The organism is Microcoleus sp. B6-A1 (assembly GCF_036705085.1).
Taxonomy (GTDB): Bacteria; Cyanobacteriota; Cyanobacteriia; order Cyanobacteriales; family Microcoleaceae; genus Microcoleus.
The window spans coordinates 1-14,259 of the sequence record NZ_JAUBTU010000053.1; the positions used below are offsets into that span (position 1 = coordinate 1).

The 14,259-nt window shown below is 46.7% G+C and carries 10 protein-coding genes; 6 read left to right on the forward strand and 4 right to left on the reverse strand.

Features of this window, described 5'->3' with window-relative positions; translation table 11 throughout:
- Positions 1-166 precede the first annotated feature (166 nt).
- Both QUB11_RS19430 and hppD read left to right on the forward strand, forming a co-directional pair.
- Positions 167-874 carry an SDR family oxidoreductase gene (locus tag QUB11_RS19430; protein WP_333198578.1) on the forward strand — a complete coding sequence of 236 codons (708 nt, stop codon included), beginning with the start codon at positions 167-169 and terminating at the stop codon, positions 872-874.
- A gap of 408 nt (positions 875-1,282) precedes the next feature.
- Positions 1,283-2,344, forward strand: a complete 1,062-nt coding sequence (hppD, locus tag QUB11_RS19435) for a 4-hydroxyphenylpyruvate dioxygenase (RefSeq protein ID WP_333198580.1) — start codon at positions 1,283-1,285, stop codon at positions 2,342-2,344.
- 20 nt (positions 2,345-2,364) lie between these two features.
- Here the strand turns inward: hppD and QUB11_RS19440 are convergent, their stop codons facing one another.
- Both QUB11_RS19440 and QUB11_RS19445 read right to left on the reverse strand, forming a co-directional pair.
- Entirely contained in the window at positions 2,365-2,898 is a 534-nt protein-coding gene (locus QUB11_RS19440; protein ID WP_333198581.1) for a GNAT family N-acetyltransferase, read from the reverse strand.
- Positions 2,879-5,026, reverse strand: coding sequence for a diguanylate cyclase domain-containing protein (locus QUB11_RS19445; protein WP_333391434.1), 2,148 nt, complete (start codon positions 5,024-5,026; stop codon positions 2,879-2,881). Before QUB11_RS19445 ends, QUB11_RS19440 begins: the two co-directional genes overlap by 20 nt.
- Positions 5,027-5,750: 724 nt before the next feature.
- Here QUB11_RS19445 and QUB11_RS19450 point away from each other — a divergent pair.
- Positions 5,751-6,437, forward strand: coding sequence for an HAD family hydrolase (locus QUB11_RS19450; protein ID WP_333198586.1), 687 nt, complete (start codon positions 5,751-5,753; stop codon positions 6,435-6,437).
- Positions 6,438-6,590: 153 nt separating this feature from the next.
- On the opposite strand, the gene QUB11_RS19455 is transcribed toward QUB11_RS19450, so the two are convergent.
- On the reverse strand, positions 6,591-7,202 hold the full coding sequence (locus QUB11_RS19455) for a CPP1-like family protein (RefSeq protein ID WP_333156985.1): 612 nt from the start codon (positions 7,200-7,202) through the stop codon (positions 6,591-6,593).
- Positions 7,203-7,446: 244 nt separating this feature from the next.
- The gene (gene pgeF, locus QUB11_RS19460; protein WP_333198588.1) at positions 7,447-8,325 is read right to left on the reverse strand and encodes a peptidoglycan editing factor PgeF; all 879 of its coding nucleotides are present in this window, start codon (positions 8,323-8,325) and stop codon (positions 7,447-7,449) included.
- Positions 8,326-9,021: 696 nt separating this feature from the next.
- Here pgeF and QUB11_RS19465 point away from each other — a divergent pair.
- From QUB11_RS19465 to QUB11_RS19475, 3 genes are all read left to right on the forward strand, one after another.
- Complete coding sequence (locus QUB11_RS19465) at positions 9,022-10,794, forward strand: peptidoglycan DD-metalloendopeptidase family protein (RefSeq protein ID WP_333391436.1); 1,773 nt, start codon at positions 9,022-9,024, stop codon at positions 10,792-10,794.
- A gap of 83 nt (positions 10,795-10,877) precedes the next feature.
- On the forward strand, positions 10,878-13,271 hold the full coding sequence (locus QUB11_RS19470; RefSeq protein ID WP_333391438.1) for a hypothetical protein: 2,394 nt from the start codon (positions 10,878-10,880) through the stop codon (positions 13,269-13,271).
- 15 nt (positions 13,272-13,286) lie between these two features.
- The gene (locus QUB11_RS19475) at positions 13,287-14,177 is read left to right on the forward strand and encodes a glycosyltransferase (protein WP_333391440.1); all 891 of its coding nucleotides are present in this window, start codon (positions 13,287-13,289) and stop codon (positions 14,175-14,177) included.
- Positions 14,178-14,259 lie beyond the last annotated feature (82 nt).

Here is a 14,259-nt window from a genome sequence, read left to right on the forward strand (position 1 = left end):
ACCGCAGAGGGCGCAGAGAACGCAGAGGGAGAGAATACAGAGATGAATACAGGACGATGCTACCGGATTTGATATCATACAAAGCTTATTGAGAATGGTGCAACATCTCCCATTACTAGCAACTTGAGTTATCATACAATCTGGACGTAAAGAAATGTAAAGGGATATGCACGACAAAGTTGTGGTTGTGGTGGGTGCGACTGGCGGCATCGGTTCAGCCGTGGCCCGGAAACTCGCTGATGCGGGTGCGAGGCTAGTGCTCGCCGCCAGAGACAGCAGTAAATTAGACGCTTTAGCTAGCGAACTTTCGGCAACAGAGGTACTGTGCGTACCGACAGATATCACTGATTTGCCGCAAGTCGAGACACTGATGCACAAAGCTGCGGCGCATTTCGGACAAATTGATGCCCTCATAAACGCCGCTGGTGCCGGAATTCTCAAGCAGTGGAACAAGTTAGAACCTGCTGATTTAGATGCCATGCTTGACTTGAACTTAAAAGGCAGTTTTTACACGTCTCAAGCAGCGGCGAATGTGATGAAAGAGCGTAAATCCGGCCACATTTGCAATGTCATCGGGATTTTGGGCAAGCATTCGATGGCGATGGGAACCGCTTATTGCGCTTCAAAGTTTGGGGTAGTTGGTTTCAGCAAGTGCATGGCAGATGAACTGCGACGCTACGGCATTAAGTTTACGCTATTCTATTTTGGCGGGGTGGATTCTCCGTTTTGGGATAATGTGAGTTTGAAGGTAGACCGGTCAAAAATGCTGAGTACCGAAACTGCTGCAAATGCGATTATGTTTGCTCTTTCGGCTGACCCGCAAGCTGTGCCGATGGAGATTAATATTCAGCCGGAAAGTCATTTGTTCTTTTAGCTATTGAGGAGTGATTTGAAGGCAGAACGCAGCGGAAGCTGAAGGCAAGAAAAATTATGATAGTTTTAGGTTTGAGAACTTGTACAGCACTTAATTATGTAGGGTGCACGGGCTGGCGCACCTTACCCCTATAATTCGCGCGTAAAACTATTTGTTTTTTGCGTAAGTCCTTTTGGCGAAGGCGTCGCGGCAAACCCAAGTTATCCCAGACACCGGGTGTCTTTTCTTTTAAGTGCTGACTTATTTCTGCCTTCAGAGGGAGCTAGGATATTCAATCTTTAGGTTATTATTAAGTGGGCGCGCAATAAAAAATATGAAAAATATCCATTACTCACTCCCTTCCTTGCAATTTCCCCTTGAAAATCAGCAGATTTTCCATTTTTCACTTTCCATTTTCAATTATTGATTATGGAGTTCGATCGCATTCAATTTTACGTTGAAAACGCTCAAGTATCCCGCGACTGGTTTGTCGGCAAGTTAGGCTTTCAATCAATAGCAGGTTATGCCAATAGCCACACTCACACTGAAGCTGTCAGCAGCGGCAATGTATGTTTTATTTTATCTTCGCCCCTGACACCCGCTAGTCCCGCTGCTAGTTGGTTGAAGTTTCATCCTCCAGGGATTGCCGATGTGGGTTTTCGGGTAAAAAATGTTGAATTAGCGGTAGCTAGAGCGGCTGCAAAAGGCGCTAAAATCCTGGAACCGATTCAAGAAGACCTAAACGCAGGAGGTTATTTTAAGCGGGCAAAAATCGCGGGCTGGGGGGATTTAAGCCATACCCTCGTGGAGCGAATTGGCAGCCATTCACTGCTATCGGCTTCGGATAAGCTGCCGTTGTTTACCCGGATTGACCACGTAGTGTTAAATGTTGAATCTGGGGATTTGTCAAGTGCTGTTAGTTGGTATCAAAAAATATTAGGTTTTCAACCGCAGCAAAATTTTGATATTCAGACTGAGAAATCGGCTTTGCGGAGCCAAGTTATGGTGCACGCTGAAGGTGGGGTGCAATTCCCGATTAATGAACCGGCATCAGCTAATTCTCAAATTCAAGAGTTTTTGAGTGCAAATCGAGGGCCGGGAATTCAGCACATGGCTTTGCAAACTAATAATATTGTGGGGGTTGTTGCCGATTTGCGATCGCGCGGTTTGCCTTTTCTGCCTGTTCCTCCAACATACTACTCCGAATTACAGCAGCGACAAAACTATTTGCCCGCAGATTGGCAAGCAATTGCAGCTTGTCAGGTTTTGGCAGATTGGCAAGAAGATACTCCCGCAGCGATGCTGCTGCAAATATTTACCCAGCCAATTTTTGCAGAACCGACTTTCTTTTTCGAGATTATTGAGCGCCGAGTTAGTTTAGTTAACGGCAAACAGGTGCAAGCTGGAGGTTTTGGGGCGGGGAATTTTCGAGCTTTGTTTGAGGCAATTGAACGGGAACAAATGAAAAGAGGCAGTTTGATAGATGATTGACAAAAATTCCACTTTTTCGGTCATACCGGCGGGTTAATCAGCACTGCGATATCTTTCCAACCGTAGGCAATTTCTTTGAGTGCAACTCCTGCTCTACTTGTTTGCTGTTCGTCTACTTTTTCACCTCCTAATAATTCATAAAACCTATAGGCTGAATTGTCTCCTAGTACCCAAACTAGCATCGAGTTCAAACTTAATTCTGCCAATTTTGTGGCAACGGTTCTCACGAGTTGCCGTCCGATTCCTTGACGCTGATATTCCTCCAAAATATAGATGGCAAATAATTCTCCTTTATATATATATTTGCCCGTGCGCTCGCAACCACCCGCAGCAAAACCCACAATTTCTCCCGATTCATTCTCCGCAACGCACACAAAATTTTTACTTTTTTCTGCGTTTAGGAGGATTTCTTGCCAATTGCTTTCTCGCTTTTCATAGGATAACTGTGCGAGGTAATCTGCTGGTACAATTTCCCGGTAAGCTGTCCGCCAAGTATCTAGATTAACTCGTGCGATTGCAGGTGCGTCACCGATTTTAGCTTCTCTCACAATCATCAGAAAATACTCCTTTGGGGCCCTGAAATTCTCTTTTCAAGTCGAGGGCAACTATACGATCGCGCCCTTCTAGTTTAGCTCGATACAGCGATCGATCGGCCTGTCCAATTAACCCCTCAATCGATAAACCAGCAGCAGGCACAGTAGTAGCCATCCCCATACTTAGAGTTATAAACTTACTTACCTTGGAAGCTGCATGAAAAATTGCCGCCGCTTTCAAATCGCTGCGAATTGCTTCAGCTACCCGCATTGCTCCCTGCACATCAGTTTGCGGCAAAATTACCGCAAATTCTTCGCCGCCGTAGCGGGCGGCTAAATCTCCTGCCCGCTGAGCGTTGTTAGCTAAAATCTCGGCCACTTTTTTTAAACATTCGTCGCCTCCTTGATGGCCGTAATGATCGTTGTAAAGTTTGAAAAAATCGATATCGCACAAAATTAAAGACAGCGACTCTTTTTCTCGCTCCATCAACTGCCATTCTAACTCCAATTTTTTGTCAAAACAGCGGCGGTTGGGAATTTGAGTCAATCCATCCACCGAAGCGAGCCGCTGCAATTCCATGTTAGCTGCTTGTAATTCTACTTTGGCTTGTTCTAAAGCTAAATTTTGCCGAGCTAATTCTTCACTTTGCCGTTTTTCTTGTTCGTACAAAAATCGGATTGAAGCTTCAGCTTCGTACAATTCTTGCTCTGCATATTTGCGCTTGACAAATTCTCCTAATTGAGAACTTACCACAGCTATTATTTGAAGTAAATCTTGATCCGGCTGCAGTTCTTCCCGGCAAAAAAAAGTCATTACTCCTACAACTTGGCCCCTAGCGTGAATGGGGAAACCGAATCCCGATCGCAGTCCCGCTTCCTCGGCCAAGCGCGATCGCACGAAATTGCGATCGCCCACCAGATCAGTAATCCACTGCGGAGAACCGCTTCTGGAAACTGCTCCGGGCAAACCCTCACCCGCCCCCAAAGTAATCTGCTGGTCGTTTTCGGCAAACTCCCTAACTTCCTCCGCTGCCTGCCAAACTGCCACCCGTCGCAAACCCGCAGTTGCCTCGATCGGACAGCAAAGTGGCAGGCACCAAAGTGACTCTTTTTCAGATTTTATTTCCCCACCCAATCTAGTTTCTTCCTCCGCCTCTGCAGGCGTCCAAAGTTCGCCAAGATCCCACCCAAAACTTTGGCAAATAGCTTGCAAAATTCTCGGAGTTGCGCTATCTAGAGAACTTGATTCTGACAGGATATGAGTAACAGCATACTGTGCTTCTTGACACTTTTTTATGCGTTGTTGTTTGGTAATGTCTTTGCCGATATAAACAAAATCTTGTATAACCTCGCTATCTGCATCCGGGCTTCCTGTGCTTGTCTCGAAAGTAGAGCATGAAAACGCAACCATCAGCTTTAAACCTATTTTCGTTTGGCAAGCTACTTTTACTTGAGGCCAATATTCGCTTTTAAGTGCAGGAGGTAGCTGGCTGACTTTGCGTAACAATTCCTCCTCAGCCGTAATCATGGATATGGATTGGCCGATTAATTCCGATTCGGTATATCCAAATAATTGCTGTGCAGCTTGATTCACTTTTTTGATTTGGCCCGATGTTCCTGTTACGAACAAAACATCCCCTAGGGAATTAATAATTTTGTCAATATAATCGCCAGCCGCAGCTAAGTTATCGCCTTTAATACTTTTTTTCTTGGCAGCCTGAACGATGGTTGGCGGAGATCCAATGCTATCTGTCACATCTTCGCATAAAATAATCAATCTGTCAGCAGTGGCTTGTCCCTTACAACCAAAAATGTACAAATTTAGATAGAAATAAGAGCCGTCTTTGAGAACTCTGCTAATTGATTTTAACTGAAAGTCTTGCTGTCGTTCTTCAATAATATCTTCAAGGATTCCTTCAATTCCGATCAGTTCGGGAAAACTATCGCGCACGTCTTTTCCTTCGCCTACTTCCTCATGAATGTAGGCAAAATCTTGCACTTTCAAAGATATTTCTTGAATCTTAAGTTCGCGATCGACTGTGAGGTATTCAATCCTGCGTAAGGATAACAGCTTATAAAGAAGAATATTAATACTTCGGGCGCTGCTCTCTACAGTTAATGTGGGAAGCATCTCGTTATTGTAGAGCATCTCTCTCAAAGGTTAGCCGGTAAAGTTAGTTGTTGTTTGGCGGCGATTTCTCATGGGAATTTTTATACTGGCAAATGTCATCACCTGTTACCGCTGGCTAATTTATGCAAACAGTACACTTTGGATTCTCCAAGCAGTTTTTTGCTTATTTTAAAAATGGTGCCAAATATTAATTTGACCCACTTTTTGAGAGAAAGCGCAATCAAAAGCATCCTCGATTGAGGTGGAGATTTATAAATAATATGTAGCGGTTTACACTATTTGTGCGACACATTTTAATTTTAAATTCCCCGCTATGGGTTACAAACGCTAAAGTTGAGGAACAGCACAGTTTAATTCAAATGTTTGCTTTAATTAGCACCATTCCTATAGACCTTACCTCCCCTGGGTATTTGTGTCAATTTTTGTAAAGAAAGTGTTACCTTTAAATGATATATAGCCTTTCTCAGTAACATGAGGTGCACGCTTGATAAGCGGGCATAGGCCTCCGTGGGGGAGCATCTCATATTTGTAAAAACACTTCTTCTGGCTCCTTCCTTCTTCCTTCTTCCTTCTTCCTCTTTTCTCCTGGCTCCTGACTCCTGACTCCTAACTCGAATTTCTAGCGGAGGGCGGCTTTCATTGAGATGCTCTCCTCCGTGGCCTCCGTGGGCGTACCTCACCAAGATTGAGAACTGCTATAGTATCGAAGGATTTGTATAAAAGCTTAAAAATACTCTGCTAAATGCTGAGACTTATTACCGACTTTGACGGCCCGATCATGGACGTGTCCGATCGCTACTACCGAGTTTACCAGGAGTGTCTCGCCGAGACTAAGCGTTCGGGCCAAGCAGTGCGCGAACTCCCCAAAGCCGAGTTTTGGGACTTGAAGCGCGCGCGGGTTCCCGAAACCGAAATCGCCATCCTCTCAGGATTAGATGCAGATCAAGCCCGCGATTTTGCCCAGAAACGCCGTCAAACCGTCCACACCCTACCCTACATGATTTACGATCAACCAGTTCCCACCGCTGTGGAAACCCTCGAAAAGGTGCAGCGCGCTGGAGTAGACTTAGCGGTGATGACCATGCGCCGCGTCAGGGAACTAGACGAAGCCTTCAACCGCTGCAATTTAGGGCAATTTTTCCCAGAAAACCGCCGCTATTGCCTCCCCAACGATTACGTTAAAACCGGGGATGTCAAAGATAAGCCGCTGTTGATGGCAAGAGCTCTCGCCCAACTGCCGCCGGCTTCTGACACTTGGATGGTTGGCGATACAGAGGCGGACATTATAGCAGCAAAAACGCACGGTGTCAAGGTAATTGGTGTTTTGTGCGGAATTCGCGATCGCACCCAACTAGAAATGCACCAACCGAATTTAATTGCCAACAATTTGAGCGAAGCAGTTGAGATTATTTTAGGTGGCAAAAATTAGTCATTAGTCATTAGTCATTAGTCATTAGTCATTAGTCATTAGTTATTAATTGTTAGCTGATGTTATTTTTCAGAGGTCTTGATTTCACAGTTATTAGTTGTTGGTTGCTGACTAATAACTGCTGACTAATGACTGCTGACTAATGACTGCTGACTATCGCAGAAAACCGCTGACCAGCCACAGAATTAAAAACGTAAACAAAGCGATAAATTTCTCTGTTGTTATAAATGCCGGACTGACCAAAGAACCCAAAAATCCTCCTAGCAACAAGCCTATAACCAAGCCAGCCACAGTCAGCAGCACGGCGCGACCAAATTTTTGTTCCTTGCGATTAACAAAATAAAGACAACAGCCGACCCCAAGAGCCAGAGTCAACTGTAGTAAACCATCATTAGCCGCCGGATAAATACTCAGTCCGCCTAACCCCACATACACCCCAGCCGGCCACAAAATGTCCGATCGACTAGGAGTATCGATTAACCGCTGCAACCAAGCTGGGCTGCCACTAGGAGGAGACGGAGTAAAGCTTGGGGGTGGGGGAGTCAGCCGTTCGGGAAAGCGGATGCGTTCGGGTACTTTAATTTTCCCTTCCTGTCGCTGCCGCAGGCGATCCATGAGGATCGCATCGTAAGCGGCTTCGATCAATTCCAAACGTTTCTTGTCACCGCTGTACTGCTCACCTAGGCGCGTGCGGGCCTCTTGCACTTCATCAAAGGAAGCATCTTCATCGACTTCAAGCAGTTGATAGGGAGTTGGCTCACTCATTGTAATAACCCGCTGAAGACTCTCGTTATAGAGTAATCTTAACAAGAGAGGAAAGCGGGGCGGGGGCGATCGCCGCTTTCCCAAAAGTTTTGCTGCTAGTTTTTGGTGGTTTAAAACAGGAACCAGCAAACCTTACGAAAATAGAAACTAGAAGGCATTTGGCATTCGTAAATAAAAAATAATGAATCCAAAGATTTTTATTTTTATCTTGGCCGTCTAAAATTTTACCTTCTGCCAAATGCCCTCAGAAGGGACTTGTCCCGCAGGCACTCACAATTCCCGACCACTGGACTTTTTTAAGTCGATCGCGGCGGTAGGAAAAAAAGTGAGCCGAGTCAGAATAAGTACAGAAAGGAGCGATCGCCACTTGAGAAACATCGATTCCCAACTGCTGCAATTGCAGAGCATTGCAGAGGCGAACATCCAAGCGTACTTTTCCCGGTTCTGGATCGGCTAAGACAGGCGTTTCTGGCAGTTGGTGCAAAAACTCGCAGATGCCGTCGGCTGTCGCACTAACGCCACTCTTAGGAGCAATAGTGGCTCCCAGTTCCGCTGCTACTTCCACAGATACCTGGTAAACCTTTCCAGCGATCGCCGGCCCCATAGCAATCTTCAGATTTTCTAGTTGACTGCCTTGTGCCACAAGTTGAGCGATCGCCTCTGGTAATATCTTAGCAGCAGTCCCGCGCCAACCCGCGTGAACTGCCGCAACCAGTCCCGTGCGATCGTCAGCAATCAGCACCGGCACACAGTCAGCCGAGCACACCCACAGCGCCTCCAATTCTCGCTCGGCCACCAAGCCATCAGCCTCAGCATAGCTTGGGACATCGGTTTCCGGGCCCGGAGCCACAACCGGGGACAACTCACTCGTTTTGAGTACCGCATTGCCGTGTACCTGTTGGAGTCGGTAAACCTTAGCTCCAGGTGCGAGAACTGCCGTCAGATCGATCGGCCCCTGGGGCGAGAAATCGCGAGTAAAAAAGCCGTGAGACCAGCGAGAAAGCAAGCTGCAAGTCAGATAAGGCAAGCCTTGCCAGCTCTGCCAGTCCCAACTGATACCGTCAGGTTGTCCGGTGCATTCAGAGTCAGGAAAATTTGTCAAGCGATCGCCAGCTAAAGTCATGAAAACCCATCCCTCCCCAAGCGAATCATTTAGCTTGTATTCTAAACAATCAAAAATTTTGTCCGCGAAGTTTAAAGGCAGGGCCAGGTTTCAGGAAAAAATCACGATGAGTCGGCGGTTTTAGGACGACTCACATCTTGCACCATTCTCGCTTAAAAGGCTGGACGGCCTGTTCCACAAAGAGTAGATTTGGGAGCATCTCATATTTGTAAAAACACTTATTCTGGCTTCTTCCTCCTTCCTTCTTCCTCTTTCCTCCTGACTCCTGACTCCAATTTTGGGCTTGGCTGCTTTCATTGAGATCCTCCCGTAGATTTTCTTTTGGGGAGTAGGGGTTGGGCAGGAGAGCCCGCCCTGAAAAGATTATTGAGAATGGTGCAATATTTCAGGACGACCGACTGCGCCGAAATTTTGCATAACCCGAGAAATCTAGGCAACTAATTAACATAGACGAACGCCAAAGCGCTATCATCAGTGTGGCCCTAAGACACTTTTACGCAAGTGCCATCGGGATCAAAAAAACCGGATATCGATCGCGACTGAATGTGCAAGGCATTCGAGCTTGTTCTAGGGGCAAAAAAAATTGCCTCAAGCCCGGTAAAATCAGTTAGGCCTGTATATAAAGACAAGGATTGCCATACATTCGATCCTGACTTCGAGATCCTTGTGCCCCCTGTTGAGTTGGGAAAAAAAATCGTGAAACCAGTTCCAGACAAGCAAATAACAGCCCACTTGAACACCAAACAGCAAAAAAAGAACCCTACAGGCGCCCGGACTCGATCGCGCCTTTTGTCCGATCGCTCACTGCTGGTGGGACTGGGTTGCCTTGCCAGTCTGGGACTGCTCAGCAAAGGCCTAGTTTGGGCCCAAGCCGAAACTCCGCCCGCAGAACAAGCCGTCCCCGGCGCAGCAGACCTCCAGCCATTATTTGAAGCTCCTCTCCCGCCCCCGGAACCCGAATTCAGCCAAGGGTCGCCAGAACCCTACCCTGAACCGCAGGCAGAAGTTCCGCCGTCAGAGCCTTTCGATGCCCAACCGCCGTCAGAGCCGGAGTACGCCAGCGAACCACCTCCCACCCAATATTATCTGCCAGAGCCAGCGCTGATTCCTTTGCCAGAAGCGACGGCCCAGGAGCCGCCTTTTGAAGCGCCAGTTAACCCAGCCCACGCTGAAATCGACCAAACAGACTACAGTGTTGGCGCTACCACCCAGTACGAAGAGTACGAAGCGCCAACCAGAATAGAGTTTGCAGAACGATCGACCGGCTGCGAAGGAGAAGGCGGTTTGTGCGCGCCTCCTCCTGTTTCCGAGCCAGTGACGGCAGATGCCGGAGAACCAAACTACAGAGAGGAAACTCCGATCGCAGACGACGGCTATATTGCAGCCCCTCCTCCTCGAAATCTGCCAGAAAGCCTTCCGGGCGAGGTTCGGGGAACTGTTGCCGGAAATAGTAGCGGAAATCCTGTGAGTAAACTCGGTCAAGCCGTTCAACAAATAGGCACCCAGGTTTGGGGGAGTTCAAACCCGCCGGAATCTGCTTACGCACCCCCACGCTACTCGGCTAACGCTGGATACTCCGCAGACACCGGCTACTCGGCTAACATCGGATACTCCGCAGACACTGGATACTCCGCAGACACTGGGTATTATGCCGGATCTGCATCTTACGGCGGCGGCGCTCCAGCGCCCAGCATGGGACTTGGGCCGGTTCAAGTCGGTGCCGTTAGTGTCAGCAGCGGCAGCAATACCGGTTTTGCTTACTACAATCTCACGCCGCGTCCCCCAGGCCTGCCCGGAAATGGCAACACCAGCTTGCTGTTTCCGCTATCTATTGCTTCGGCAATTACTTCGCCCTTTGGGTGGCGGACTCATCCAGTTCTGGGCTACGGCAGGTTTCACACCGGAACTGACTTGGGAGCCCCGATGGGAACGCCCGTACTGGCGGCCTATGCGGGTCAAGTGGCGATCGCAGATTGGTTGGGCGGCTACGGTTTGACGGTGGTTCTCAACCACAGCAAAAATTCTCAGGAAACTCTCTACGCCCACCTTTCGGAACTTTTTGTGAAACCGGGAGAGTTCGTGAAACAGGGAGATACGATCGGCCGCGTCGGCAGTACGGGAATGTCTACAGGGCCTCACCTTCACTTTGAGGTTCGGCAAATGACTGACCAGGGTTGGGTGGCGATCGACCCAGGTTCTCAGCTAGAATTCGCTCTGGCAAAAATGATCGGCAGTTTGGAAACCGCCAAAGTACCGCAAATGCCGAAAATGGTGGAAATACAAACCGCTAGCGGACTCAAGGATTTGGAAAACGATCTCCCCCAGCTTCCACCTCTGCCGCTGGGAATGGACATCGAAGTTCACAACCTCCAGCCGCCATTCCCCGAACTGTTAAAAGCTGACATTTCTAAGCCCAAAGATCCCGAAGCAGTCAAACAACCCAAAACTCAGAAGCAAGCTAACAGGTAAAAATTGGGGATTGCGTAGATAAATTTTCTTGTGGAACGGTCGAAAAGCCCAACCCCTACTCCCCACAAGAAAATTTATGTTTTGTGCAACGAGCTCGCGTGTCCGTTACTTTTCCTCGTTACCAGGCTCTTTCGGGTAACGAGGAAAAACTGATAAAAAATGGTAACTTGCAGCTTATGCTAATAGCGCAGCATTTGTGGGAATTAATTTTATTTCTAATTATTCTAGTTGGCCCGATTCCCTTAAGCTTGTCTCTTGCCTTCGAGAATCAGAAAGAAAACAATAACTATTCATTTCCCCATTTTCTCCTCGTACTCCTGACGGGATGGAGTATTGCCCAAGTTTGTATCGGCTTGATTTTAGGAAGTGCCGATCGACTAAATATTGCTGCGGTGATTATAGCAGAAATTCTGATTTGTGCGATCGGCTTCATCCTGATTTATACCAAAAACCACAAAACTTTTACCTTCTCGCAGTGGCCGATTCCCCAACTCAAGCAACCTCTGGGATTATCCGAATCCCTAATTATTGTTGCCACGGCTGTTGCAGGATTTGTGCTGTTAGAAACTCTCGCAAGCAAACCCACAACCAATTATGATTCATTGTGGTTTCACCTGCCTGCGATCGCCCGATGGTATCAAACCCATTCATTTACCTTATTAGATGCCGCCGGAAATTGGATTTTCGATCACGAGCAAGCACGAGTATATCCCTACAATTGGCACGTTTTGTCTGCTTTGTGTTTGCTGCCCTTCCGAGAAGATTTTCTCACAGCTTTTCCCCTGCTAATTGCGTGGGTACTTGAGGGAATTGCCGTTTATCTGTTGAGCGTAAAATTTGGAGCCACCCGAATTCACGGTATGGCAGCAGCATCTTTAGTCTTGACAGTACCGATGGTGCTCAACCAAGTTAACACCATTCACCCAGACTTACCGCTAGCTGCAATATTTACAGTGGGTTTGTATCTAGGTTTATCCTATCATAGCAGCCGATCGCAATCCGAACTTTCCCTATTTTTGGCAGCCACAGGAATGCTAGCCGGAATAAAAATTACGGGGATAGTCTATGCAGCCTCACTTTTAGGAGGATTAGCAATATTAGAAATTAAAAGATTCGCGGTTAATAAAAATTCCACACCAGATAAATTTAGAATTCGCCACTTTCTCAAACCAGTGTTACTGTGCGGCATAGCTTGTTGCTTGCTTTTAGGATGTTTTTGGTATGCGAGAAACTTGCTGCACATCAATTATCCTGTCGCCGATGCCAGCGATATTAAAGTTCCCTTACAGCCTGTTCCCTTACCGTCTCCAGTACCTGCGCCCACACCTCCCATACAGCAGCCCACACCTATCCTACCTGCGCCGCCCGCTTCGCCGTCTTTCAATGCTTGGCAAAGCACTTTACTAGCTCAATTTAATCCCAGCAATATTTCCCACTGGCAAACTGTCGGCTTACAAATTATCATTAGGTTGCAACTGCCCTTTCTGGCGATCGCACTTCAGGTATTGGCAGCACCTCTGGCTTTTATCCAGGGTAAAACCAGAATAATTAATCAAAATAATATTATTTTAATTATACTTCTCGCCAGCACAGGAATTCTGTATCTAATTACACCTTACACGTCCGGTACTGCCGGAGAGTCGATCGGTCAACTCAGCCCTATACTCGGTTTTAACCTCAGATACGGATTTACCTTTTTAAGCGTACTCGCCATCGCCGCAGCCGCTACAGCAACTCTCTTGAAAACTCCAAATCTAGTTGTTCTGGCAGTGGTTTTGGTTAGTGGTTTGTTCGGAATTACTAGCAACACAATTTTTGATTATATTAAAAATGCTTCTTTCACCGGAGATAGCATTGTGTGGGGAAGTTTGTTGATTGACAATTTGAAGTCTAACCCAAGACAAGCTATTAATACTATCAGAAAAATATTAGGCCCCAGTTGGCCATATATATTACCATATCCGATCTTTTATCTTGTGTCAGTGACGCTGGCTGCAATATGGTTGAAAATCAATCCTGGCTATAGATGGCTGAATCATCTATTTCCCACCCGAAAAAAAGCGATTTACCTAGTGATAATTGGTGTCTGTATAGGATTGATAGTAATCGGTCATTGGAGGGAAAAGCGAGATTTTGCACGCACCGAACTGTATCGTGGTATTTACGAATATATTGATAAAAATACAGTACCAGATGAAAGAATAGGATTCTGTTTAAGTTCGCGCAGCTACCTGTTTTACGGGAGAAATTTGGACAAAAAAGTTTTATATGTACCATTTAGAGCCGATCGACTTTCGGCATGGATTGACAACCTGCGGCAAAATAAAATTAGGACTGTGGGATTCGGGCCCCTGACAGAGACAGACTCAGCTACCAGAAAAGCTTTATCTTGGCTGACAAGTGCCCAGGGCCCGCTGCAACCAGTTTTCGGTAAAGATGTTAATACTGAGTCGGTGCTATATCGCTTGAAAAATTAAAAGTTATTAGTTATCATGAACCAAGCTAAAACTCTATTTTCAATTATTGTTCCGACCTACAATCGCCCCGATAAATTAGCGGCCTGTATTCAGTCTTTTGTTGAAATTGAATATCCCCGCGATAAATTTCAAGTTATCGTCGTCAACGATAGCACCGAAATCTCTGTCGAAAATACAATTTCCCCTTTTCAAAATCAGCTAAATATCACACTGCTGACACAACCCAACTCCGGCCCTGCAACGGCGCGAAATACTGGATATTTTGCCGCAGAAGGCAAATTTTTAGTGTTTACAGACGATGACTGTACTGTGGGGGTAGATTGGCTGCAAAATCTGGAAAAGCGATTTGTGGAAACACCAGATTGCTTAATCGGAGGTCGCACTGTAAACGCGCTGCCGGATAACATTTATTCTACTGCCAGCCAGCAACTGATCGATTACCTTTACAGTTACTATAATGCTATTGGCGATCGCGCGCAATTTTTTACTTCTAACAATTTTGCCCTTCCCGCTGAGGCTTTCCAAAAAATCGGCGGCTTTGACACGACTTTTTCTCTAGCGGCTGGAGAAGACCGGGAATTTTGCGATCGGTGGTTGCATTCGGGCAATGCCGCAATTTACGCTCCCGAAGTTATAGTTTATCACTCCCATGCACTAACTCTTCGCAAATTTTGGAAACAGCAATTCAATTATGGTAGAGGTGCTTTTTTGTTTCAGCAAATGATCTCGAAACGCGGGACTCATGGGAAACTACAACATCCGTCATTTTATTTGAATTTGCTAACTTATCCATTTTTCCACGCACCGGGCTTTCAAAAGCTATTAATTGCTGCCTTGTTTTTGGTTTCTCAGGTGGGAATTGCGGCGGGATTGTTTTGGGAGAAAAACAATTTTGTTGAGGAATAGAGTGGGATTATTGAACCGCAGAGAACGCAGAGAACGCAGAGAGAGGAGTAAGAGTTAGTGGGGTGCGTCTGCTTTTAGCCGT

What these genes read in the sequence shown, in the direction of transcription:
- QUB11_RS19430 (WP_333198578.1), top strand. Translation starts at nt 167, where the DNA reads ATGCACGACAAAGTTGTGGTTGTGGTGGGTGCGACTGGCGGCATCGGT.
- QUB11_RS19455 (WP_333156985.1), bottom strand. Translation starts at nt 7,202, where the DNA reads ATGAGTGAGCCAACTCCCTATCAACTGCTTGAAGTCGATGAAGATGCT.
- QUB11_RS19440 (WP_333198581.1), bottom strand. Translation starts at nt 2,898, where the DNA reads ATGATTGTGAGAGAAGCTAAAATCGGTGACGCACCTGCAATCGCACGA.
- QUB11_RS19475 (WP_333391440.1), top strand. Translation starts at nt 13,287, where the DNA reads ATGAACCAAGCTAAAACTCTATTTTCAATTATTGTTCCGACCTACAAT.
- QUB11_RS19450 (WP_333198586.1), top strand. Translation starts at nt 5,751, where the DNA reads ATGCTGAGACTTATTACCGACTTTGACGGCCCGATCATGGACGTGTCC.
- QUB11_RS19445 (WP_333391434.1), bottom strand. Translation starts at nt 5,026, where the DNA reads ATGCTCTACAATAACGAGATGCTTCCCACATTAACTGTAGAGAGCAGC.
- hppD (WP_333198580.1), top strand. Translation starts at nt 1,283, where the DNA reads ATGGAGTTCGATCGCATTCAATTTTACGTTGAAAACGCTCAAGTATCC.
- pgeF (WP_333198588.1), bottom strand. Translation starts at nt 8,325, where the DNA reads ATGACTTTAGCTGGCGATCGCTTGACAAATTTTCCTGACTCTGAATGC.